The following is a 23580-nucleotide window of genomic DNA, read 5'->3' on the forward strand; positions in this document are numbered from 1 at the left end:
TGGAAGCCAAGTTGCTTCACGGGCTTCGAATCGGTGAATAATGGCAGAATGCGTCTTGGCGTTCTCGACATCGGGTCCAACACCGTCCACCTACTGCTGGTGGACGCCCATCCCGGCGCGCGTCCGGTGGCTTTCGCCTCCCATAAGCGCCCCTTGTCGCTGGTTCAATACCTGGATGGCGACGGCAACATCAGCGACGCAGGCCAGAACGAGCTCATCGAGTTCGTCCTGGAAGCCTGGGAGTTCGCGGCACGCCACAAAGCGGAAGACCTTCTGGCTTTCTGTACGTCCGCCATCCGAGAGGCAACCAACGGGGCGGCCGTTCTGGCGAGGGTCAAGCACGAGACCACCGTGACCCTCCAGGAACTGACGGGCAGCGAAGAAGCGTCCATGACGTTCTTTGCCGTCCGCCGCTGGTATGGGTGGGGCGCAGGACCGATCCTGGACCTGGACATCGGTGGCGGTTCGTTTGAAATGGCGTACGGAACCGATGAGCTTCCGGAGTTCGCGACGTCCGTTCCCTTGGGTGCCAGCCGTTTGACGCGGGACTGGCTCCACGACGATCCGCCCACCGCGAAGAGCGTAAAGGAACTCAGGCGCTACATCCGTTCCACATTGAAGCCGGTGGTCCGCAACTTCCGCGACCTCGGCAGGGCCAACTTGGTGGCTGGTACGTCCAAGACGTTCCGTTCCCTTGCCCGCATCGCTGGTGCTGCTCCCAGCGGCGCAGGACCCTACGTAAAGCGGGAGCTCCACGCGGCGGACTTGGGACTGTGGGCGCAGCGGATTTCTGCCATGACAGTTGAAGACAGGCTTTATCTCCCAGGCGTTTCCGATGCCCGTGCCCGCCAGCTGTTGGCTGGTGCCCTGGTTGCCGAGGCCGCCTTGGAGCTCTTCGAATTCCCCACCATGGAGATCTGTCCGTGGGCCCTTCGCGAAGGCCTGATTCTGCGTCGCCTCGACCAACTGGTTTTCGAGGAAGCCCTTGATCCGGCGCCGCATGTGGGCAAACGGAAAAAGGACAAGACCAAAAAGAAGGCAGGCAAGGAAGGCGGCAAGACGACGGACACCGACGAGCCCCGGCCCATGATCCAAGAATTCCCGTCCCCCGCACCAATCCCGGCCCCCATGGCAGGCGGGCTGGCCTCCTGAGATGAGTAACGACGTCGAACCTGTTGTGAATGACCGCCAGATTCCCGTGGCGCTGTCCAGCGCCTCCGTCTATCCGCTGAGCGTCCATGACGCCTTCGCTGTAGCCCAGGACCTGGGTTATGAGGGTGTTGAGGTGATGGTCACCAATAATGCCGTGAGCCAGAACGCCGGCGCCCTGATCCAGCTGAGCCACCGCTACCACCAGGAGATCGTCTCCATCCACGCACCTACCCTGCTCTTGACGCAGCAGGTGTGGGGCACCGCGTGGAACAAGATCGAGAAATCCTGCCAGATGGCTTCGGACGTTGGGTGCGACACTGTGGTGGTGCATCCGCCGTTCCGCTGGCAGTCCAACTATGCCGAGAACTTCGTGGAGGGCGTCCGCGAAATCGCGGCGATGTACCAAGTGCGCATCGCCGTGGAGAACATGTACCCGTGGCGCGTCCGTGGCCGCGAAGCAGTCGCGTACCTGCCGCACTGGGATCCGCTAGGCCAGGATTACGACGACGTCACGTGGGACTTCTCGCACGCAGCCACTGCGGGGGCCAACAGTTTGGAAGCCATCAAGGCATTGGGCAGCAAGCTCCGGCACGTCCACCTGACCGACGGTTCCGGCTCCGGTAAGGACGAGCACTTGGTGCCGGGAACCGGGACGCAGCAATGCGCGGACGCCCTGCAGCATCTGGCCTCGAGTGGATTCGATGGCGTGGTGGTGGCCGAGATTTCTACCCGCAAGGCGAAGGTCGCGGGGGAGCGCGAGGAGATGCTGGCAGAAACGTTGCGATTCGCCCGACAACACCTCAGCGTCCCCTTGGTGCGCAGCGCAGATAGCTGACGCGGAGGGTAATGACCTTCGGCTGTCGTCCTGCTACAGGACGGCAGCCGCGGTGTTTAAGGATTGCAACGCGAGGCTTAAAAGCGAAAGCACCGGCGGCCGAATCGGGAAATGGGGGAAAACCCGCCCGGCCACCGGTGCTGCTGGCGGACATCCCCATGCCCGCCTCATCACTCGCACCCTCAATGAGGTAATAACTACGTTAGGCACGCAGCATGAGTGCTGCCTGCAATAACCTTGGGAACTTGCTGGGAATCCTGACATCCGGAATCCGTTAGACCCCGCCCGAGGCCAACTGCAATGATGGACCAATGAGCAACCGAATCGCATTCCTTGGCTGTGGATCCATGAACGAGGCAATCCTGGGCGGTCTCCTGGCCGCCGGGACGGACCCGTCCGACATCGTCGCCACCGTCAGGCGCGCGGAACGTGCGGATGAGTTGGCGCAGCGCCATCACGTCATGGCCATCGCGGGCGAGGAGGAGCCGGATAACAACAAGCTGGCCACCAAGGGCTCCGGGATGGTCATCCTGGGCGTGAAGCCCGTGGGGATCATGGACCTTGCCCGCGAGATCAGCCCGGCTCTGGCCAAGGACACCATCGTTGTCAGCATTGCAGCGGCTGTGTCGATCGCCCAGTTGGAAGCTGCCCTGCCGGAAGGCCAGCCGGTGATCCGCACCATGCCTAACACGCCCGCAAAGCTGGGACGCGGCGTCGTCTCTGTCTCTCCGGGTACGCACTGCACGCCGGAACAGCTCGAAAAAGCCAAGAAGGCGCTAGCCGGCGCCGGCACCATCGTTGAGATCCCCGAAGAGCAGGTGGACGCCCTGTCCGCCATCAGCGGCTCCGGCCCGGCCTACGCGTTCTACTTGGCCGAGGCGATGGCCGCTGCTGGTGTCGAGCTCGGCTTGGATGCCGAGCTGGCCGTCATGCTGGCCCGCGAAACCGTGGCAGGCGCCGGCTTCATGCTGGCCGAGCCGGGCGCGGACCCTACGGCACTCCGCGTCGCCGTCACCAGCCCCAACGGAACCACTGAGCGCGCCATCGAAGCCTTCAACGACGGCGGCATCCCGGCGATCATCGCCAACGGAGCCCGCGCTGCGGCCGCCCGTGCAGCAGAGATCACCAAGCAGCTCGGTTAGTAGCCCAACCCTACGGTCGCGCTGCGAAGCGCTCCAGCAGGTCCACGTGTCCGGAGACGATCAACATGTCGTGTCCGGACACTTTGGTTTCCGGCCGGGCGTAGGTGAAGTCCTCGCCCGGGGTCTTCACGCCCACAATGGTCACGCCGTATTTGGAACGGACCTTGGATTCTTCAAGGGTGAAGCCGACCGTTTCCTTGGGCGGGTACATCTTGACGATCGCGTAGTCGTCGTCGAACTCGATGAAGTCGAGCATGCGGCCGGACACCAAGTGGGCTGCGCGGACACCGGCATCGGCCTCCGGGTAGATCACATGGTTGGCGCCGATCCGGGTGAGGATCTTGCCGTGGGAGGGCGTGATGGCCTTGACCCACAGATGCTGGATGCCAAGGTCCACCAGGTTCACGGTGATGAGCACCGAGGATTCGATGGAGGTACCCACACCCACCACGGCGGAGCTGAACTCCTGGGCGCCGAGCTGGCGCAGGGCGTCGATGTTGGTGGCGTCGGCTTCCACTACGTGCGTCAGCACGGGCGCCCATTTTTGGACGAGTGTGCGGTCGCGTTCGATGGCAAGGACTTCCCGGCCCTGCTTCACCAGTTGCTCGGCCGTCGCGGAACCGAAACGGCCGAGGCCGATAACCAGCACTGGCGCGTTGTGGGCGGGGCGGTTGGCAGCCCCCGTGGTACTAGCCAATGATTGGCCTCTCTTCCGGGTAGTGGTACAGCTGGCTGCGTTGGCGCAGTGCCAGGCCGGCAGCCAGGGTTACGGTGCCGACGCGGCCGGCGAACATCAGTGCGGTGAGGACATAGACGCCCGACGGCGGCAGCTCGGCACTGAGGTTGGTGCTCAGTCCAACTGTGGCGAAGGCGGAAATGGATTCGAAGAGGACCCGGTCCAGCGAGGCTCCGCTGATGGAGAGGAGCATGAACGCTGCGACGGACACCAGGGTGGCGCCTGCGACGATCACGGAGATGGCCACACGCATGGTGCCTTGGGGAATCGTGCGGCCGTAGACCTTCACGTCCGCGTCGCCGCGGGCTTCAGCCATGATGGCCAGGAACATGACGGCGATGGTGGTCACCTTGATGCCGCCCGCGGTGGAGGCCGAGCCGCCGCCGGCGAACATGAGGGCGTCGGTGAGCAGCATCGTGGTGGATTCCATGTGGTTCTGGTCCACCAGGTTGAAGCCGCCCGAGCGGGTCATGACCGACGCGAAGAGCGAATGGGTGATCTTGTCGCCCAGGTCCATGTGCGCGATGGTGCGGACGTTGTCCCACTCCATCAGGGCCCACAGGATCGCGCCTGCCGCGAGCAGGATGAAGGAGACCTGGATGGTGAGCTTGGTATGGAGGTTCCACTTCTTCCAGTTGAGCCCGTTCTGCTGGAGCACCATCACCACGGGGAAGCCCAGGCTGCCAAGGAAGACGCCGAGCATCAGCGGAATGAGGATCCAGAGGTCGGTCTCATAGGGAACGATTCCGTCCGAGTGCGGTGTGAAACCGGCATTGTTGAAAGCGGAGATCGAGTAGAAGACTCCGTGCCACACGGACTGCCAGAAGTCTTCGCCGAGCATGATGAAGCGGGGAATCAGTGCCAGCGCCAGGGCCGCCTCGATGACCACCGAAGTCACAATGACGATCCGGAGCAGGGTACCCACCTCGCCGAGCCGGCCCGCATTGTTCATGGCTTCCTGGGCGATGAGCTTGCCGCGCACACCCAGCCGCTTGCTGACCATCAGGGCCAGCAGCGAGGCCAAGGTCAAGGTGCCGAGCCCCCCAACGAAGATGCCTACGAGGATGACCAGCTGGCCGAAAAAAGTCCAGTGCGTGGCGGTGGATACCACCGTCAGCCCGGTAACGCACACGCTGGAGACAGCCGTAAACATTGCTTGGTGCAGTGGTGTGACCGTTCCTGCTGCGGACGCGGCGGGAAGGGACAGCAACCCGGTGAACAACAGGATCACCACGGCGAAGACGGTCAGTGCCAGACGGGCAGGTGAGGTGTTGGCAATGTTGTCGATGAAGTCGCGGATGCGGGTGAAGATCCAGAGGCCTTCCCGGTCCTGCTGGTTGGGTTGCCAGTTGGCCGGGCTCGTGGACCGCGACTGGCTTTGAGACATGGCGCTCTTCCTCGGTTGAACAAGCTTTCCTGAGTAGTAAACCACTATTCCCGCGCCGTAACCGGGCGATCGGGCTCGCCGGGCTCAGGTAGCCTGTTCTGGATGAACTCCAGGCCTGGATCAACTGCTTCCAGTATTACGCGGTCCGCACTGCCAACGACGGTGGTGTGGGATCCAGCCATGACTGCCTACAACTTCGGTCCAGGCCATCCCATGGCGCCCCAGCGGCTGGAACTGACGGCCCGCCTCGCCGAATCGCTCGGGCTGTTTGAGCACAACCATGTGGCGGTCGAGGCACCCGGCTTGGCCACCGACGTCGAACTTCTCACGGTGCACAGTGCCGGCTATGTGGACGCCGTACGGCGGGTCAGCCAGGATCCTTCACAGCCGGAGGAAGACAGGGGCTTGGGGACTGAGGACGATCCCGCCTTCGCCGGGATGCATGAGGCCAGCGCCCGCCTTGCCGGTGGCTCCCTGCTGGCGGCAGACGCTGTCTTGTCCGGCCACGCTGTCCGTGCCGTGAACTTCAGCGGCGGAATGCACCACGCTGCGCGTGAACGGGCCAGCGGCTTTTGCGTCTACAACGACGTCGCGCTTGCCATTCAGCGGCTGCTCGACGGCGGTGTGCAGCGGATCGTCAGCATCGACGTCGACGCCCATCACGGCGACGGGACGCAAGGCATTTTCTGGAACGATCCCCGCGTCATGACGATTTCCTTGCACGAGACAGGACTCTCCCTCTTTCCCGGAACCGGCTTCGCCAATGAAACCGGCGGCCCCGATGCCTTGGGGACGGTGGTGAACGTCGCGCTCCCGGCCTTTACGGCAGACGCGGCATGGCTTAGGGCTTTCCACGCCGTGGTGCCCCAGCTTGTGGGAGCGTTCAGGCCGGAAGTCATCGTCAGCCAGCACGGCTGCGATTCACACCGGCTGGATCCGCTGACGCACCTCAACCTCAGTGTTGACGGGCAGCGTGAGGCGGCTGCCGCCGTCGCCGGCCTCGCCGCCCGCTACTGTGACAACCGTTGGATCGCCACCGGGGGAGGCGGGTATGACGTCACCGGCGTCGTGCCACGTTCGTGGAGTCACCTGATTGGGATGGTAACCCAGCGTCCCGTGCCGCTCAGCGCCCCCGTACCGGAAGCCTGGCGCACATACGTGAAGGAAACGTACGGAGTGTGGGCACCGGAGTCCATGGGCGACGACGTGGATGTCTGGTGGCGTTCCTGGGAGGTGGGCTACGACCCCGCGGACGAGGTAGACCGTACTGTCATCGCCACGCGCAAGGAGATCTTCCCGCTGTACGGGCTCGACCCCTGGTTCGACTGACGTTTGCTTCGGCGGCCCGCAGCCACCAGTCAGGGTTCCTGCTTCTCCGTCTGGAACACCACACCTGCGGCGCCCACGAGCCAGCCCAGCAAGGACAAGGCGAACGCGCCGATAAGGTCAGTGGACGCCTGCCCCTTGAACAGCCACAGGATCAGGACCAGCATGCCCATGGTGATGTAGACCATGATCGCGAAAATGACCCTGCCGGATAGCCGGTTGGCAACGGCGGCCGGATTCACCAGCGGATTGCCGTCCCCGGTGTTGGCGTTGTCCCTTTTCACCTCGGCAATGGTGAAACCCAAAGCCGACGCCGTGAGCGAGCTCAGCGACGTCGCCAGGACTCCGGCCGCCGTGACCAAGGCACCGTTGAGCTCGGGGGCCACTGCGCCGCCCGTTGGAACCCACGTCCCGACGCGCAGGAGAACCGTTGTCCACACGAAGACGAACAGTGCGAGGAATACCGCGGCGATGATGTTGAAAATATGCCGCCGGAAAAAGTCAGTCATAGCCCTGCACCCCGTGCTTTTGGCGGCCGGGGCCTCTAAGCCCGGACGGACCGTGACTCCGTTGTAGCACCGGCCTTGGGGAGGGTCAACGAATCCCGGCTGTAGCGCCACGAAATAGGGATGCCAATTGGCGTATATGTCGCTAGGGTGGGAGGCATGGTGACTGACGACGTATTTGCCGTCATAGCTGAGGCAACCAGGCGCGACATCCTGGTCTCCCTCCGCTCTGGGGATAAAGCTGTAGGCGAACTGGTGGAAGAACTGGCTGCAAGCCAGCCCACTATCTCCAAGCATTTGAAGGTGCTCCGTGAGGCTGACCTTGTCAGCATGCGTGCCCAGGGGCAGAAGCGCTTCTACGCGCTGAACCCCAAACCGCTCGCCGGCGTAGCCACGTGGCTGGAAACGTTCGACGTCGGCCCGGCCGTTCCCGCCGTCGTCGTGCCTTCCAGCGAGGTTCCCCCCGCCAGTACGGTGGCTGAGGATGCTGCAGCCGTTGCTCCCGCCCCTGTCGAGGCGACGCCCGACGCAGCGCCGGCCACCCGCGCCGATGCAGTTGGCCAGGCCGTGAAGGTCCATTCGAGCGGGGCTCCGGTCCCTGTGGATCCGGCGTCGGATGACACCGTTCCCCAGCAGATCGGCCGGACCGTAGGCCGGGCCGCTACCAAGGCTGCCGACCTCCTGGCCAACCTCCCGAATTTGCCCAACCTGCCCAAATTCGGTCGCAAGCGTTAGTCAGATCACGCGAATTGACGTGATCCTCCTCACATTGTGAGTTTTTGTTAATCTCCTGTTTCCTTGATTTTTCAAGGATTTTCTACAGTTGTGTTAACTCGCGGATAGGGGTCACATTCCCCTCGGATGGAGATCCTACATCCATCGGTGCAACCATGAGCGGGACTAATCGTCTCGCCGCGGGTCGGCGCACTGAGGATAGGAACACGCATGGATTCAAGGCTCGAAGCTGTCCGGGACACCGTGTTGGCGCGGAACCCCGGGGAGAAGGAATTCCACCAGGCCGTCACTGAGGTCTTCGAAAGCCTTGGTCCCGTCCATGACCGCCACCCCGAATTCCTCGAAGGCGCCGTTCTGGAACGCCTGTGCGAACCTGAACGCCAGATCATTTTCCGCGTACCGTGGACGGACGACGCCGGCCGCGTGCACGTAAACCGCGGTTTCCGGGTTGAATTCAACTCAGCGCTCGGCCCGTACAAGGGCGGACTCCGCTTCCACCCGTCCGTTTATTTGGGCATCGTGAAGTTCCTCGGCTTCGAGCAGATCTTCAAGAACGCGCTCACGGGCATGCCGATCGGCGGCGGCAAGGGCGGCTCGGACTTCGATCCCCGCGGCCGTTCCGACGCTGAAATCATGCGGTTCTGCCAGTCGTTCATGACTGAGCTGTACCGCCACATTGGCGAGTACACCGACGTTCCCGCGGGAGATATCGGCGTGGGCGGCCGCGAAATCGGCTACCTCTTCGGCCAGTACAAGCGCATCACCAACCGCTACGAATCCGGTGTCCTGACGGGCAAAGGGATCTCTTGGGGCGGCTCGTTGGTTCGTCCCGAAGCCACCGGCTACGGCACGGTGATCTTTGCGCAGGAAATGCTCAAAACGCGCGGCGCTTCCTTTGACGGCCAGCGGGTTGTGGTGTCCGGTTCGGGCAACGTGGCCATCCACGCCATCGCCAAGGCCCAGGCGCTTGGCGCCACCGTTGTGGCGTGTTCCGACTCCGCAGGTTACATCGTGGACGAGGCGGGCATCGACGTCGCACTCCTGAGCCAGATCAAGGAAGTGGAGCGTGGTCGCCTCACGGACTACGCCGCACGCCGGCCGGGTGCCAGCCACGTTGCCGGGGGTTCGGTGTGGGACGTCAACGGTACCGTGGCGCTGCCGTGCGCCACGCAGAACGAGCTCGACGGCGATGCTGCCGCGAAGCTGGTCAGCAACGGCCTGATCGCCGTAGCCGAGGGCGCCAACATGCCGTCCACCCGTGAGGCTGTCTCGGTGTTCCAGGACGCCGGCATCCTGTTCGGTCCGGGCAAGGCAGCCAACGCCGGCGGCGTGGCGACCTCTGCGCTCGAGATGCAGCAGAACGCCAGCCGCGATTCCTGGTCCTTCGAGCACACCGAACAGCGCCTCACGGAGATCATGGTGGGCATTCACGACCGCTGTGCCGCGACCGCCGAAGAATACGGTGCGCCCGGAAACTACGTGGTGGGCGCCAACATTGGCGGCTTCGTCAAGGTTGCCGACGCGATGCTGGCCCAGGGGCTCATCTAGATCTTCTAAACCCAACTGAGAAACAGCACCTGTCGCAATGGACGTCCAATGCGACAGGTGCTGTCTCTTACATGGGGGCTTTAGCGCTGGATCAGCCGAACGTGGTCCGGGTTGAGGTCGGCCACCTTGCTGACACCGAGCAGTGCCATGGTCCGGGTCATGTCCTTTTCAAGGATCTGGATGGTCCGGTCAACGCCTTCGCGTCCACCGGCCATCAGGCCGTAGAGGTAGGCGCGGCCAATCAGGGCGAAGTCGGCGCCCAGTGCCAACGCGGCCACGATGTCAGCACCGCTCATGATGCCAGTGTCCAGAATGACGGCGGCCTTGCTGTTGTCCGCCTTCAGTGCCGAGGTGACCTCCGGCAGCAGGTGGAACGGGATGGGTGCACGGTCCAACTGGCGGCCGCCGTGGTTGGAGAGCACGATTCCGTCGGCGCCGTGGTCCACTACCTTGCGGGCGTCTTCAACGGTCTGGATGCCCTTGACTACCAGCTTGCCCTTCCAGGTTTCACGCAGCCAGTCCAGGTCCTCGTAGGTGAGGGTGGGGTCGAACATGGAGTTGATCAGATCGGCAACGGTGCCCGTGTAGCGCGAGAGCGATGCGAACGTCAGGGGCTCGTGGGTGAGGAAGTTGAACCACCAGGCCGGGCGGTAGGACGCGTCAAGGACGGTCTTCAGCGTCAGTGCCGGGGGAATGGTCATGCCGTTGCGGACGTCGCGCAGGCGGGCGCCGGCGACGGCGGTGTCAACGGTCACCATGAGGGTGTCGTTGCCGGCCTTGGCTGCGCGCTCGATCAGTTCCAGGGAGCGGGCCCGGTCCGTCCAGAGGTACAGCTGGAACCAGTTCCGGCCGTTGGGGGCTGCGGTGGCGACATCTTCGATGGACGCCGTGCCCATGGTGGACAAGGTGTAGGGAATGCCTGCGGCTTCAGCGGCCTGCGAACCGGCGTATTCGCCCTCGGACTGCATCATGCGAGTGAACCCCGTGGGCGCAATGCCGAAGGGGAGCTTGGATTCCTGGCCCAGGATGTCCGTGCGAAGGTCCACCTTGGAGACATCACGCAGGATTCCGGGACGGAATTCGATGTCCTGGAAGGCCTGGCGTGCCCGGCGCAGCGTGATCTCTTCTTCGGCGGCGCCGTCGGTGTAGTCGAACGGTGCCTGCGGGGTACGGCGCTTGGCGATGTCGCGCAGTTCCCAAATGGTGCTGGCGCGCTTGAGCCGCGCTGCTTTGCTGAACTCCGGCTTCTTGAACTGCATCAGCGGCGCCAGGTCCGAGACCTTGGGGACGCGGCGCTTCAGTGCTGGAGGCTGCACGACGGCGGGACGCGGCTGGGCCGGGCGGGTCACGTTTTCGTCGCTGCCGGCATTGGCGGGCGCGGCCGTGATCTTGGGATCGAGGGTGTCGGTCATGCGGTTCTCCCTTGAATTGTGTGGTCTTACCACTGTGGTCTAACCACACTGTAATCCATGTGGTCGGACCACATCAACTAGAATTCCGGTATGCGTACCCACGAGTTGGTCCTGCAATGGATCGAGAAGCAACTGTCGGATGGCCACCTTGCCTTGGGTGGCCGGTTGCCTGGCGAGCGCACCATGGCCGAGCAGTTGCAGGTTTCCCGGACGTCCGTGCGCGAGGCCGTCAGGATCCTCGAGGCCATGGGTGTAGTCCGTGCCGGTGTGGGCTCGGGCAAGGATGCCGGGACGGTGGTGATCGCTGAACCTGGATCCGCGCTGGGCTCGACGCTGCGGCTGCACGTGGCCACGCGGCACCTCCCCGTGGCCGACATCGTGGAGACCCGCGTCCTGCTCGAGTCCTGGGCGGCCGAGCGTGCCAAAGTAGGCGCTCCGGAGCTTGAGGAAGCGGCCGCACTTTTGGATCAGATGGATGCCAGCCCTGACGTCGATACGTTCTTGGCCTTGGATGCGCGGTTCCACGTTGCTTTGGCGCAGGCGGCCGGCAACACTGTGGTCAGTGCCATGATGGCCTCGCTGAGGGGTGCGATCGAGAACTATGCCGGCGAGCTGACCGGAAACCTGCCCGATTGGAACGCGAGTTCCGGCAGGTTGCGGTCGGAGCATCGCGCCATTCTCGACGCCGTGAATAATAACGACGGCGGCAGGGCGGCGGAGCTTGTGGCTGCCCACATCGAAGGCTTCTACAAAGAGGCCGGAGTAGGCGCCAACCCCTCGCCGAGATGACACTTAATGGCAATGTTCGCGTCGAACATTGCCATTAAGTGTCAACTCGCGGGCTTGAGGGCGGGGGCCGCGGTGCTCTTGCGGATCTCCACCCTCGGCGGGAACTCGTCCTGCGCCTGCACCTGTGCTTCCCCTGCCTGCTGGATCTGTTCACGCATCCGTCGCCAGGCAAGGCTTCCGAGCTCGTTGATGGGCACCGCCGCGGTGGTGAGGGGAGGGGTGGTGTATTTGGCGAACGGGATGTCATCGAAACCGGTCACCGAGATGTCCTCCGGTACCCGCAGCCCGCGTTCATGCAAGCCGCTCAGCAACCCCATGGCAACCAGGTCATTGAAAGCCAGCACGCCCGTGGCACCGCTGGCAATGATGGCCTCGGTGGATTCGTGGCCCGAGTCGAAGTTGGAGCCGCCGGCAAGTATTTGCAGATCGATCTCCGGGTGCCCGTTGCGGAACTGCTCCAAGCCGACAAGCCGCTGGCGGTTGGAGGCGCTGTGCTCCGGGCCGGACAGGAATACCAGGCGTCGGTGGCCCAGTGATACCAAGTGCTGTGCCAGTTCCTGGATGCCCTGCCCGTAGTCGACGCTGAGGCTTGGCGTGTTGGTGGCGATGGTGGTGCGGTTGATGAGCACCAAGGGGTGCAGTGAGGGAGCGAGTTCTTCCAGCTCAGCATCACCCATGCGGGGAGCGCAGAGGACTACGCCGTCGCAGCGGCGCCGGGCCTCGCCTGCCAGGATCGCTTCTTCGCTGGTGACTTCGGACGAGTCCGCAATGAGGACGCGATATCCGTCCTGGGCCGCTGCGATGCTGAGTCCACGGAGGATGGCCTGGAATGTGGGGTTGGCCAGATCCGGGACCACGATGCCGATGGTGTCGGTCTTGCCCAGCGCCAGGCTGCGACCCACGGGGTTCGGCTGGTACTTCAGTTCAGCGGCTGCGGCGCGGACCCGGGCGGCGATGCCAGGATCCACGGCGGCGTTACCGTTCATGACGCGTGACACTGTGGCGTGCGAGACGCCAGCTTTCTCCGCGACGTCGGCAATGCCAACGCGCCTGTTGGTGTTCCTGCGTGCCATGTTGCCCCTTCCCATTGGCTGCCCGTCTACTGCCCCGGCGTTGGGGCACTGGTTGACGCGACCGCCAGAGTCTTGATACAAAGCTTATAACGCTCTGAGAAAACGCTTTCTCATGATTCTTCCCAGATCAGCCCGGGCCGTCAAGCGGTTCACTCCTGCCTTTTGAAAGGGACATCCCCATGGTCAACGTCGACACCGCCGAGACCCACTCAGCCGCAGCCGGCTCTTCCACGTCAGCTACCGAAGACACGCCCCGTCACCGGACCCGCATTGCCCTCATCGGTACCGGCGGCCGTTCCGAGATGTACATTCGGGCCATCTACGGACAGCATGCAGACGTCGCTGAACTCATTGCCCTCTCTGACGTCAACCAAGGCCGCGTGGGTTTCTACCAGGACCTCATCAAGGAACTCGGGGGAACGGAGCCGGTGGCTTCCTTCGAGCCGGGCGAGCTCACCAGCTTCATCCAGGCCAACGGCATCGAACGGGTCATCGTCACCACCCCTGACTACACCCACGCGGACTACATCGTCGAAGCGCTCGAGGCGGGTGCCGACGTCGTGGTTGAAAAGCCGCTGACCATAGACGTTGAGGGCTGCCGCCGCATCACCGAGGCTGTCGCGAAGACCGGCCGCAATGTGGTGGTGACTTTCAACTACCGCTACTCGCCCCGCAACAGCGCGCTCAAGGAAGTCATCCAGAACGGCGTGATCGGCAAGGTCACCTCCATTGATTTCAGTTGGGTCCTGGACACCGTGCACGGCGCAGACTACTTCCGCCGCTGGCACCGTGAAAAGAAGAACTCCGGCGGCCTGCTCATCCACAAGGCCTCGCACCACTTCGACCTGGTCAACTGGTGGATCAACGATGTTCCGGAGCGCGTGTTCGCCTCCGGTGGGTTGCGCTTCTATGGCGACAAGAATGCCGCCGAGCGAGGCTTGGGCGCCCGTCCCGCGCGCGGTACGGTGGACGGCCTCGAGCGGGATCCGTTCCGCCTGGACATGCGCGAGGACGAGCGCCTGAAGGCCTTGTACTACGACAATGAGAAGTTCGACGGCTACCTCCGCGACCAGGATGTCTTTACCGAAGGCATCACCATCGAGGACAACCTGGCCCTCGTGGTGGACTACCAGGGCGGGCCGACGCTGAGCTATTCGCTGAACGCCCACAGCCCGTGGGAAGGCTACCGGGTCACGGTCAACGGTACCGAGGGCCGCGCTGAACTCGAAGTGGTGGAACGTGCCGCCGTCGAGTTCAGTACAGACAAGAAAACCGTGGTGGACCCCAGCGCGACGCCCATCGAAGAGGAAGACGCCGTTCGCCGCAACGGTGAGCGCCTGGTTGTCCAGCGCCACTGGGAAGCTGCCTACGAAGTCCCGATCATCAACGGCGAAGGCGGCCATGGCGGCGGCGACAACCTTCTGCTCTCGGATCTCTTCAACGGCCCCGGCGTAGACCCGCTGGGCCGACCCTCCGGCTACATCGACGGACTGCGGTCCGTTTCCGTCGGCATCGCCGGCAACCAGTCCCTGGACACCGACCTTCCCGTCCGTATCAGCGAACTTGGCCTCGGCGCCGATCTCAGCCGCGGCCAGGCCTGACCGGTTCACCACCCACACAAGGAAAAGACCATGAGCAGGATTTTCGTCACCGGCGGTTCCGGCCGACTCGGCCGCAGCGTAGTGGCCGGTCTCGCCGAGGCAGGCCACCAGGTTATCTCGGTGGATCGGGACGCCATCCCGGCGGAACAGTTGCCGGCCGGCGCCGTGCAGTACACCGCAGACCTTCTGGCGCCAGGTGAGGCGGAGCGGCTCATCCGCGAAACAGCGCCCGACGCCGTCATCCACCTCGCCGCTATTGCCGTACCTTTCAGCGCACCTGAGGACGTCATTTTCAGCACGAACACCCGGCTCGCCTACGCGGTAGTCAGCGCGGCCACCGACGCCGGTGTCCCGAAGATCGTCACGGCAAGCAGCCCCACCGCCCTGGGCTACGGCTCACCGGCGGGGTGGCTACCGCCGTCGTTCCCCCTTGACGAGCAGACGCCGCCCAAGCCTTGGAACGCGTACGCGCTGTCGAAGCTGATCGCCGAGCAGACGGTGCAGATGTTCGCAGCGGCGCAGGGCGACAAGATCCGGTATGCAGCTTTCCGGCCGTGCTACGTCATCTCTCCGGAGGAATGGGAAGGTGCGCTGACGCAGCAGGGCCACACGGTCCGCGAACGCCTGGCCGATCCCGCCCTGTCAGCGCCTGCGCTGTTCAACTACGTTGATGCCCGGGACGTCGCTGACTTCCTGGACGTGCTCTTGGACCGGATGGACTCCATCCCCAACGGCCAGGTCTTCTTCGTCGGGGCCAAGGATGCGCTGGCCACTGCGCCGCTTGCCGAACTATTTCCGCGTTTCCTGAAGGGCAGTGCACCACTGACCGGCCATCTGACCGGAACCAGCCCTGCGTTTTCCATCGACAAGGCCCGCGAACTCCTGGGCTGGGAGCCCAAGCGCACATGGCGTACCGAGCTCGCGCCGGCCTTTGAAGGCCCTGACACAGCAGCATCCGAACAAGCAGCACTCAACGACGAGATCCCCGCCGGCCTGGTCCCGGCCGGAGCAACCAAGGAGACACCATGAACTTCGACGGCGTACTGTTCTTCCCCGTCACTCCCTTCGCCGAAGACGGCACGGTAGATGTAGCACTGCTCAAGGAGCACATCACCTCCCGCCTGCCGTTCGGCCCGGGCGGCGTCTTCCCGGCGTGCGGCACCGGCGAATTCCATGCCCTGTCCATCGATGAAATCCGCACCGTGGTGACGGCCGCCGTCGAGGCCGTTGCAGGAGCCGTTCCGGTGGTCTCCGGTGCCGGCGGCCCGCTGGGCCATGCTATTGCCGCTGCCAAAGTGGCCGAGGAAGCCGGCGCGGACGCCCTTCTGGTGCTCCCGCCGTACCTGGTGACCGGCCCCACGGACGGTGTGGTGGCCTATGTCGAGGCCATCGCCGCTGCGAGCAGCTTGCCTGTGATCGTGTACCACCGCGGTACAGCCAAGTTCACAGCCGAAGCCATGACCCGCCTTACGGCAAACCCGAAGGTTGTGGGTTTCAAGGACGGAATCGGGGACGTGGGCCTGGCCCAGGAAATCGTCTCCGCCATCAACGCGAGCGGACGTACCGATTTCGCGCTCTTCAACGGCTTGCTTACGGCAGAGTTGACCCAGGGTGCCTACCGCGGCCTGGGCATCCCGCTCTACTCCTCGGCCGCGTTCGCCATGGCCCCGGAAATCGCCAAGGCCTACTACGACGCCTACATCTTCGGTGATGAGGAGCGACGCAACGCCTTGCTTGAGGGCTTCTATGCTCCGCTGGTCCGTCTCCGCGACCAGACTCCGGGCTTCGGGGTCTCCCTCATTAAGGCGGGCTTGCGCCTCGCGGGACTGCCCGTAGGTCCGGTCCGTCCACCGCTGGTTGACCCCACCGAGGAACAACTGCTGGAGCTCAAGTCCATCCTGGCCAAGGGCCACGAGCTGGCCGGTAGCTGATGGCAGCCCGCATCACGGGCCTCACCACCCGCTTGATCACGGTGCCGCTGCTCCGCAGCTGGGGTGCGGAGGCTCCCGAGAACCATGTGATCGTCACCGAACTGACCACGGACGACGGCGGCACGGGCCACGGTTTCTCGTGGACACCAACCATTGGTCCCCAAGCGGTCAAAGCCCTGTTGGACCATGACATCGCCCCGTTCATCCTGGGACTGGAAGCGAACCCGGAGATGGTGTGGGATCAGCTCTGGAAACGGCTGCATGAAGCCGGCGGGGGAGGCCTCACCACCATCGCGATGGCCGGCGTGGACCTGGCCCTCTGGGACCTGAACGCGCGCCGGGCAGGGACCTCCGTGACGGGGCTCCTGGGCCAACGCCACGAATCCGTGGAAGTATACGGTTCCGGCGTGAACCTGCACTACTCCTTGGAGCAGCTCGTGGAACAGGCCCAGCGCTGGGTTGCCGCAGGACACAACGCGGTGAAGATCAAGGTGGGCAAGCCCGAGCTCCGGGAAGACGCCGAGCGCGTTGCTGCCGTGCGCCAGGTGATCGGCCCTGACCGGCTGCTCATGATCGACGCCAACCAGCGCTGGGATCTCGCACATACCTTCCGTGCCTTGGAGGTGTTGGGGGAATACGGGCTGGAGTGGCTGGAAGAACCGATCCGCGCAGACGACCTCTGGGCCTACCGCCGCCTGCGCAAGCACTCTCCTGTACCCATCGCCCTGGGTGAAAACGTCCACACGATCTACCGCTTCCGCGACTTCATCGAAGCAGAAGCGGTGGACATCATCCAGCCCAACATCGTCCGGGTGGGCGGCATTACGCCGTTCCGCAGGATCGTTGAGCTGGCCCGCGCGAACAGCATCAGGGTTGCGCCGCACCTGCTTCCGGAGCTCTCCGGGCAGCTGGCGCTCACCTTGGCCGAGGCGGTCAGCGTGGAGGACGTTGAAGATGCGTCGTTCGAACAACTCGGCATCCTCGCCGGCCCGTCCCCGGTCCGCATCCGTAACAGCAGGCTGACCATCGCTGACCGGCCTGGCCTCGGCTTCGAGTTCACCGGGACGCCGTCACAGCTGAAGTTGTCCGCCACTGAGAGCTCCGCCCCTGAGAGTAAAGGAAACCGCATTGAGTACAGCAACTCTTGACCTGACTGCCGTCACCGCCGCAGCTGCTGCCGCGGCGAAGGTAACCGCAGCAGCGTCCGACGCCGAACGGGCAGCTTGGCTGACCGCCGTCGCCGACGCCTTGGACGCCAATGTCACCGAACTGGTGGCAATCGCCGACTCTGAAACCAGCCTTGGCTCTGTCCGGCTGACCGGTGAGGTAGCGCGGACCAGTGGACAGCTGCGGCTGTTCGCGAACGTCATCACTGAAGGCTCGTACCTTGAGGCCGTCATCGATCACGCCGACCCCACAGCCACTCCGCCCAAGCCTGACCTTCGCCGCATCCTTCGCCCCATCGGCCCTGTGGCCGTGTTCTCGGCGTCGAACTTTCCGTTCGCCTTCTCGGTGGCCGGTGGCGACACCGCATCTGCGTTGGCTGTCGGCTGCCCGGTGATCGTCAAAGCGCACTCGGGACACCTCCGCCTGTCGGAGCGGACCGCGGAGATCGTGAGCGAGGCCTTGGCAAAAGCCGGAGCCCCGGAGGGCATCTTCGCCTTGGTCAGCGGCCGCGAGGCCGGCACGGCGCTGGTGCAGGACCCCGCTATCAAGGCTGTGGGCTTTACCGGCTCCATCCCCGGCGGCCGAGCACTGTTCGACCTCGCCTCGTCCCGCCCCGAGCCCATTCCGTTCTATGGAGAGCTGGGCAGCCTGAACCCGGTGGTCATCACGGCAGACGCCTTGGCCGAGCGTGGACAGCAGCTCGCCGTGGGCCTGGCCGGCTCCTTCACCCAGGGCGCAGGACAGTTCTGCACCAAGCCCGGGCTCGTCTTCATTCCGGCGGGAACGGACTTTGCATCGCACCTCGCCGAGGCAAGCAAGGACAAGCCGACCGCCGCCATGCTCACCGAGCGCATCGCGGAAGCCTACCCGCACGGCCTCCGCAGCGTCGCAGACCAGCCGGGTGTCGCCGTCGTCAGTGGCACGGTGGAGCAGGACAGCCTGGCTGACGGTGCCGCACCCGTGGTGTTCTCAACCAGCGCCGCCAACGTCCTGGAACGCCCGGAAGAGCTGCTGGAGGAGTGCTTCGGCCCCACGACTCTGCTCATCGAGTACGCCAACCAGGAAGAACTGTCGGCGGCGCTCGCGAAGGTACCGGGCAGCCTCACTGGCACAGTGCATGCACAGCCCGGCGAGGACGTTTCCGCACTGGTGGAGCAGCTCAGCACCTTGGCTGGAAGGGTCCTGTTCGACGGCTGGCCCACGGGCGTTGCCGTGAACTGGGCCCAGCAACACGGCGGCCCGTACCCGGCCACGACGTCGCTGTTCACCTCCGTGGGCGCCACCGCGGTACGCCGCTTCCAACGTCCGGTGGCCTACCAGGATGCACCCGAGACTGTCCTGCACCCGGCGCTGCACGATGCCAACCCGCTGGGCATCCCTCGGCGCGTGGACGGCGTCCTGACGCTGGGCTAACGCCGCCAGTAGGCAAAAGCGAAAGGGGCGGGTCACCGAGATGGTGACCCGCCCCTTTCGTGTTGGGCGCAGGAGCTACGGGCGCAGGGTCAGGGGTCGACGGCGGCCGTCCACGTCGGTGGTCGGCCAACGGTCGTCGACGGTCAGCACGCGCAGGCCGCTCTCCGTCAGCTGTACGGTGTCCTCGATCTTCACACCGGGCCCGGAAGGGTTCCAGGTGAAGGGCTGATTGAGGACGATGGTGTCCGTGACCTCTGCGGTGACCCGGGGATCGCGGCCCGCGTAGCCGGCCGGGCCACCCTGGTGGTGGAGCGTCCATTGGTCGTCGCCGAACCCGTGGCGGGCATACGCCGCCTTAATGTCGGTGAAAACGTCGTTGAGCTTGGCGCCGGGGACCGTTGCCCGGAAGATGTCGGCCTCGACGGCAGCAATGCGCGCCTCGGCGTCCAACTCCAGGGGAGTGCCGGCGTCGAACGCTACCCAGCGCGTCACGTTGGCAACCAAGCCGTTCCGCCGGGCGCACACAACGGCCATCGCGCGGCGTCCGATGGGGGAGTGGGTGGCCAACGGGTGGCGGAAGTCGCTTCGACCAGCACCGTTGCAGAGCAGGACCAGCGGTTCGGCGCCACCCGCCACAATGCGCGCGGCCAGCTCTGAAACCAGCTGGAACTCCGTGGTCTCCGGCGTCGCGCCGCTGAGCACGTCCGTCATGGCGGCCGCTGCGTCGGCGGACAGCTCGGCGTAGCGGGCTGACTCGGCAGGCAGCAGTTGCTGGCGGGCAGCACGCAACTCCGTGGCGACGGCAGCTTCCACCAAGGGATCACCATCGACGGCCAGCCCGGCTGCCACCGCATTCAATTGCCCGTGCCACGGTACGGTGTCCAAGCTGACGCCTTCCGGCAATTCTTCGGCGGCGATCCTCCCGGCCTCGTTGTTGAACGTCACCAGGTGGTCGCCACTGCGGTCCACCAGGAGGGCCGCGATGGGATCGCCGGCCAGGCTGATGTGCACCCGGCTGCCGTCCAGGTACCAAGTGAGGGCGGTGTTGGAGGTCAGCAGGAGCGAGTCGCGTCCGGCGGCATCGAGGATGTCCAGCACGCGGCGGCGCTTCACTGCGCGATCGGTGGCGTTGCCGGGTGCAGTGCGGGATTTGCCCGATGCCGGATTGGTCGTGGGCGTGGATTGAGTAGGCGTGGTCATGCCGATTCCCCCAGAGTAGTGATGAGCTGTTCTATGTCTTGTGTGGCCAGGAAGCCGTCTGCGATGAGCACAGTGACTGAGCGTTGTACTGGGAGCCCGGGTTCGGTGGTGACGGGAGCGTCCCACGCCAGGGAGAGCCCGACGCCGGGGTAGCCCGAGTGCCGGACGAACCACGGATCCGCGGCCCGCGGTGAGGCAAGGAAAACAAGCGTCGCCGGGTGGCCCAGCCCGGGATCGCCGGCGACGTGCCCTTCGCCGGAAGCTCCGGCGTCGAACGTTCCCGACCACGCCAGCCACGACGCCACGCCGCCGTGGACGGCGTCCTCGCCGCGGGCGTGAGGGGTCCAGATAGTGGCGTCGCCAACCTTCGGAAGGCGCCAGAAGAAGCCGCCGTAACCACCTTGCGGCCGCCCGTTGGAGCCGGGACTGCCCAGCAGCACCGGCTGTCCGGTAGCGGACTCAAGCGTGAAGTCCAGCGTCAGTTTCCAGGCGGAATGCCCGACGGCGGACCAGCGCCACTGGCGCTGCTCGCGGAGTATCGCAGTGCCGTCGGGGCCTATCCAGGCCAGCTGTTCGAGCCTTAGCCCGTCCCGGTCTTCGGCAGATTCGGTGACGATGTGGCCGTGGTCCTCGCGCCAAACGTACGCTCCGGCATCGCGTGTATAGGTCCGGCCGCCCCAGAAGTTGATCCCGTCGACGTCTTGGATGGCAACCCCGGTTCCCAGATGCCATACATGGTCTTCGGGCACGTGGTCGGTAACCACGGTGCCGGACAGCGTCCTGACGGGATGGAGGTAGGGCCGCGGCGAGGACGTGGGCCGGATTTGGGATCCGTCCTGGACGGAAGCGACCCTCGTCCCGTTGACCGTGAAGCCGGGCAGTTCCGCAGGCTTGGTCCAGGGCGCTCCGAGCTCCGCGAACGTGGCTTGCCCCAGGGCAGCGCGGCGGATCAGGGAGTCGATGTCGTGGACAACGGCGTGTGCGTTGTCGCCTTGGCCGTGCCAGGTGACGAAATCCGGGTTGATCGGTTCCGGTGCGTCGGCAGTCCGGATTGCCTCGAGAACGGTGATGTAGGCACCGGCGCTGCGGAGCGGGCTGAGGAGATCGTGCTCGGTGCGGGCGGAAATGAGGTTTTCCAGGAGGTCGGTCCGGCCGAACGCTTCGCTGCGCGTTCCGTTCGGCGTGGTGATCTCGAGCCGATCCTCCGTGTAGGACAGGGTGAGCTGCCCCAGCGTTCCGTACACGGTGACCGACGGCGCGGACTGCACAGGTGCGCAGAGGGTCAGCGCGCACGTCAGTACGGTGCCGCTGGCAGTGCGCACACGCACCACGGAGGTGTCGTCGCTTTCAGTGTCGTTGGCGCGGTAGAGATCGGTCTCCACGGTGTCGATATCCGCTACGGTGCGGGCGCCGGCGATTCGCAGTCCGGTGGCAACGGCATGCGCCAACGCATTTGTCGCCACGCCGTCCACCACGTCCGTCCCGTTCAGGCTCCGCTTCCCCGCCCAGCGGGAGCGTGTGAAGTAGCCCTTGGTTCGGAGCCACAGCCCGGTTGCGCTGATTCCCCGTACTTCGCCGATCGTCCCGCGGGCCACGAGGTCCTCAATGGCAGCCAGCGCGTGCGAACCAAGGCTTTGGAATCCCACCTGCACCAGCCGCCCGGCGCGTTCGGCGGCTTCCAGCACGTCCTGGTACTGGGCCATGGAGGCCACAGGGGGCTTTTCCAGGTAGACGTGTGCTCCTGCGGCAAGGGCTGCGAGTGCCAGTGGCGCGTGGGTTTGGATGGGGGTCGAAATGATGACCACATCCGGTGCGGTTCCTGCGGCCAGGAGCTCGTCGAGGGAGGCGAAGACATCCACGCCAGTGCCGAGGGCGCCGTTGGCAGGGGGCTGCGGATCAGCCACGGCAACCAGTTCAAGGGCGCCGGAGGATCGGAGTCGGTGAAGGTTCTCGAGGTGCCGTTCCCCGTATCCGTGGACGCCCACCAACGCGATGCGGGGCAACCGGGCGGGAGCGTCCGGGCTGGTTCCGGTGGCCGCTTCGGCGGCCGGTGCGGGCTGAGTCATGGGGTTGTCCTAGCGGGATCAGAAACGGGAGAACTGTCGGCTGGTGCAGCCCGCAGGGTGGCGGCCAGGAATGCGGCCGCCTCTTCCTGCATGGCGGGGGTGAAGGCGTGGGGTTCTTGCCAGAAGCTTCCGGTGTAGCGGCTGTGGGGTCCTTGGGACGGCAAGTGCTCCGAAAGGTAGGCGTCGGCGTCGCGCATGCCCTGTTCCGGAAAGAGGTGGTCCGCAAGGCCATATTGAACCAGCACGGCGTTGGCACTGGACCGTGTGACCAAGTCCGGCCAGTCTCCCAGCGCCGCGAGGCCGGGGGAGTGCAGCAGCCATGAATGGGCATCCAGATATGACGGCAGGAGTGATGCGAACGTGGTCATCATGCACGTGACCACATAACTGCGGATCAGCGGACTGAGGGCCGCGAGCACCATCGCCCGGCCGCCGCCACCGGAGAATCCGAGGCATCCGAGTTGCTCCGCATCCACCCCGGGCAGGGATGCCAGGATGCCCAGCGCTGCGAGGTCGTCGTGCGCTGCAACGCCGGCAACACTGCTGCCCAGCAACGTTGCCGCTTTCGCCACGGTTTCCTCGTGGGCGGCTGCGGCCGCGTTGTACTGGTCGGCCGCGGAAGGCTCGACGCCGGCTTCCCGCCAGAGTGCCTGCTGGCCGTTGACGGCGTTTGCGGTCCGCCATGGCTGTGGTTCGAGGCCGAAGCGACGGCTTCCCCACATGAAGGTGTCATGCGCCAGGACCGCGAAGCCTTGTTGAGCCAGCCAGGTGGCCAAGGGCCGGCCACCGTAGAGCTTTTCGCGCAGGCCTTGTGGCAGGGGGCCGAGGCCGCCGTCCCAGGAGGCATCGGCGTCGTGCTTGTCAGTGCCGTGAGCGAGCGACACCAGCCGTTCCGCGCCGTGGGACTTGATGCCGCCGTGGCAGTGCAGGGCGAGCAGCCCGGGGAGCGGGCCCGTGGCGTGACGTGGCCGTACGAACCAGGCGGAGGTCCGTGGCCCGAAGCCAAGCTGCCAGGACAGTCGCGAGGTGATGACGCCGTCGTGTTCTGTTTCCGAGTCAATGGTGTATTCGAGGTCCGGCGCCACTGCCGGCACCCCGAGCGTATCGGCAAGCTGCCTGGCGGCCGGAGACGCCGCGACGAAGCGATGGCGGACGGCGTAGTCCGGCCAGTCTTCGTAACGGCCGATTGCGCTGGGGCGGGTGGGCCTATCTGCCATGTCGGCCGCAGTCATGGCAGTCAGAGGCGGTGGGAAACAATAGTGTCCTGCCTTGTCGATGCGGAAGGATGTGCCGAAGCGCACGCCGGGCTTCTTCAGCGTGGGGAAATCGGTAAAGGCGGCTCCGTAAGAAAACGCTTTCTCAAAAATTAGCAAAAGGCTGTACATGGGTCAAGAAAACGTTTACTTTGGTACGGAGCCGCTGAACACCGGGACCCCAATCCTGGCTTTTCGCGGGGAAGCGCCTGAACACCGGCGGCGTCCCCGGACGGCATGCACCAACCAGACTCGAACTCCGTGGATGGCCACGATGACCAAAGGAGACCACATGGCCGCTGTTACAC

At 65.0% G+C, this 23580-nt stretch carries 20 protein-coding genes; 12 read left to right on the plus strand and 8 right to left on the minus strand.

Annotation, left to right across the window (positions count from 1 at the left end; genetic code table 11):
* Positions 1-48 precede the first annotated feature (48 nt).
* The 3 genes from ACFRJ9_RS14960 to proC all read left to right on the plus strand — a co-directional run bounded on the left by ACFRJ9_RS14960 (position 49) and on the right by proC (position 3129).
* The gene (locus ACFRJ9_RS14960; protein ID WP_377669379.1) at positions 49-1152 is read left to right on the plus strand and encodes a Ppx/GppA phosphatase family protein; all 1104 of its coding nucleotides are present in this window, start codon (positions 49-51) and stop codon (positions 1150-1152) included.
* A gap of 1 nt (position 1153) precedes the next feature.
* Complete coding sequence (locus ACFRJ9_RS14965) at positions 1154-1987, plus strand: sugar phosphate isomerase/epimerase family protein (protein WP_377669381.1); 834 nt, start codon at positions 1154-1156, stop codon at positions 1985-1987.
* Between the two features lie 311 nt (positions 1988-2298).
* The gene (gene proC, locus ACFRJ9_RS14970; protein WP_377669383.1) at positions 2299-3129 is read left to right on the plus strand and encodes a pyrroline-5-carboxylate reductase; all 831 of its coding nucleotides are present in this window, start codon (positions 2299-2301) and stop codon (positions 3127-3129) included.
* A gap of 10 nt (positions 3130-3139) precedes the next feature.
* Here proC and ACFRJ9_RS14975 read toward each other — a convergent pair whose 3' ends face one another.
* Entirely contained in the window at positions 3140-3778 is a 639-nt protein-coding gene (locus ACFRJ9_RS14975; protein ID WP_011775951.1) for a TrkA family potassium uptake protein, read from the minus strand.
* Positions 3779-3818: 40 nt separating this feature from the next.
* The gene (locus ACFRJ9_RS14980; RefSeq protein WP_377669385.1) at positions 3819-5252 is read right to left on the minus strand and encodes a TrkH family potassium uptake protein; all 1434 of its coding nucleotides are present in this window, start codon (positions 5250-5252) and stop codon (positions 3819-3821) included.
* A 102-nt stretch (positions 5253-5354) separates the two neighbouring features.
* Between ACFRJ9_RS14980 and ACFRJ9_RS14985 the strand changes: the two genes are divergently transcribed.
* On the plus strand, positions 5355-6581 hold the full coding sequence (locus ACFRJ9_RS14985) for an acetoin utilization protein AcuC (RefSeq protein ID WP_377669387.1): 1227 nt from the start codon (positions 5355-5357) through the stop codon (positions 6579-6581).
* Positions 6582-6610: 29 nt separating this feature from the next.
* Here ACFRJ9_RS14985 and ACFRJ9_RS14990 read toward each other — a convergent pair whose 3' ends face one another.
* Entirely contained in the window at positions 6611-7087 is a 477-nt protein-coding gene (locus tag ACFRJ9_RS14990; protein WP_377669389.1) for a hypothetical protein, read from the minus strand.
* A 156-nt stretch (positions 7088-7243) separates the two neighbouring features.
* Between ACFRJ9_RS14990 and ACFRJ9_RS14995 the strand changes: the two genes are divergently transcribed.
* Together ACFRJ9_RS14995 and gdhA are read left to right on the plus strand one after the other, a co-directional pair.
* Positions 7244-7819 (plus strand): ArsR/SmtB family transcription factor, encoded by a 576-nt coding sequence (locus tag ACFRJ9_RS14995; RefSeq protein WP_377669391.1) that lies wholly within the window; start codon positions 7244-7246, stop codon positions 7817-7819.
* A gap of 210 nt (positions 7820-8029) precedes the next feature.
* A complete protein-coding gene (gene gdhA, locus ACFRJ9_RS15000; RefSeq protein WP_377669394.1) occupies positions 8030-9367 on the plus strand; it encodes an NADP-specific glutamate dehydrogenase in 1338 nt (445 codons plus the stop codon).
* Positions 9368-9447: 80 nt separating this feature from the next.
* Here gdhA and ACFRJ9_RS15005 read toward each other — a convergent pair whose 3' ends face one another.
* Positions 9448-10779 (minus strand): alpha-hydroxy-acid oxidizing protein, encoded by a 1332-nt coding sequence (locus ACFRJ9_RS15005; protein ID WP_377669396.1) that lies wholly within the window; start codon positions 10777-10779, stop codon positions 9448-9450.
* A gap of 90 nt (positions 10780-10869) precedes the next feature.
* On the opposite strand from ACFRJ9_RS15005, the gene ACFRJ9_RS15010 reads away from it, so the two are divergent.
* Positions 10870-11568, plus strand: coding sequence for a FadR/GntR family transcriptional regulator (locus ACFRJ9_RS15010; RefSeq protein ID WP_377669398.1), 699 nt, complete (start codon positions 10870-10872; stop codon positions 11566-11568).
* A gap of 41 nt (positions 11569-11609) precedes the next feature.
* Here ACFRJ9_RS15010 and ACFRJ9_RS15015 read toward each other — a convergent pair whose 3' ends face one another.
* Positions 11610-12641, minus strand: coding sequence for a LacI family DNA-binding transcriptional regulator (locus ACFRJ9_RS15015; protein ID WP_377669401.1), 1032 nt, complete (start codon positions 12639-12641; stop codon positions 11610-11612).
* A gap of 179 nt (positions 12642-12820) precedes the next feature.
* Between ACFRJ9_RS15015 and ACFRJ9_RS15020 the strand changes: the two genes are divergently transcribed.
* From ACFRJ9_RS15020 to ACFRJ9_RS15040, 5 genes are read left to right on the plus strand one after another with little or no spacing between them, the layout of a single operon-like run.
* Complete coding sequence (locus ACFRJ9_RS15020) at positions 12821-14242, plus strand: Gfo/Idh/MocA family protein (RefSeq protein WP_377669403.1); 1422 nt, start codon at positions 12821-12823, stop codon at positions 14240-14242.
* Between the two features lie 30 nt (positions 14243-14272).
* On the plus strand, positions 14273-15271 hold the full coding sequence (locus ACFRJ9_RS15025) for an NAD-dependent epimerase/dehydratase family protein (RefSeq protein WP_377669405.1): 999 nt from the start codon (positions 14273-14275) through the stop codon (positions 15269-15271).
* Entirely contained in the window at positions 15268-16173 is a 906-nt protein-coding gene (locus tag ACFRJ9_RS15030; protein WP_377669407.1) for a 5-dehydro-4-deoxyglucarate dehydratase, read from the plus strand. Before ACFRJ9_RS15025 ends, ACFRJ9_RS15030 begins: the two co-directional genes overlap by 4 nt.
* Entirely contained in the window at positions 16173-17321 is a 1149-nt protein-coding gene (locus ACFRJ9_RS15035) for a mandelate racemase/muconate lactonizing enzyme family protein (RefSeq protein ID WP_377669409.1), read from the plus strand. Before ACFRJ9_RS15030 ends, ACFRJ9_RS15035 begins: the two co-directional genes overlap by 1 nt.
* Positions 17302-18753: an aldehyde dehydrogenase (NADP(+)) gene (locus tag ACFRJ9_RS15040; protein ID WP_377669411.1), complete on the plus strand. Its 1452-nt coding sequence runs from the start codon at positions 17302-17304 to the stop codon at positions 18751-18753. Before ACFRJ9_RS15035 ends, ACFRJ9_RS15040 begins: the two co-directional genes overlap by 20 nt.
* A gap of 75 nt (positions 18754-18828) precedes the next feature.
* Here the strand turns inward: ACFRJ9_RS15040 and ACFRJ9_RS15045 are convergent, their stop codons facing one another.
* The 3 genes from ACFRJ9_RS15045 to ACFRJ9_RS15055 are packed head-to-tail and all read right to left on the minus strand — an operon-like array spanning position 18829 to position 23404.
* Positions 18829-19953 carry a M24 family metallopeptidase gene (locus ACFRJ9_RS15045; protein WP_377669413.1) on the minus strand — a complete coding sequence of 375 codons (1125 nt, stop codon included), beginning with the start codon at positions 19951-19953 and terminating at the stop codon, positions 18829-18831.
* Complete coding sequence (locus tag ACFRJ9_RS15050; RefSeq protein ID WP_377669416.1) at positions 19950-22019, minus strand: DUF6807 family protein; 2070 nt, start codon at positions 22017-22019, stop codon at positions 19950-19952. Before ACFRJ9_RS15050 ends, ACFRJ9_RS15045 begins: the two co-directional genes overlap by 4 nt.
* The gene (locus ACFRJ9_RS15055) at positions 22016-23404 is read right to left on the minus strand and encodes an acetylesterase (RefSeq protein ID WP_377669418.1); all 1389 of its coding nucleotides are present in this window, start codon (positions 23402-23404) and stop codon (positions 22016-22018) included. The genes ACFRJ9_RS15050 and ACFRJ9_RS15055 overlap by 4 nt, the downstream gene beginning before the upstream one ends.
* Between the last annotated feature and the right edge of the window lie 176 nt (positions 23405-23580).

Origin of the sequence: Paenarthrobacter sp. NPDC056912, from assembly GCF_042786555.1 — a bacterium.
GTDB lineage: Bacteria > Actinomycetota > Actinomycetes > Actinomycetales > Micrococcaceae > Arthrobacter.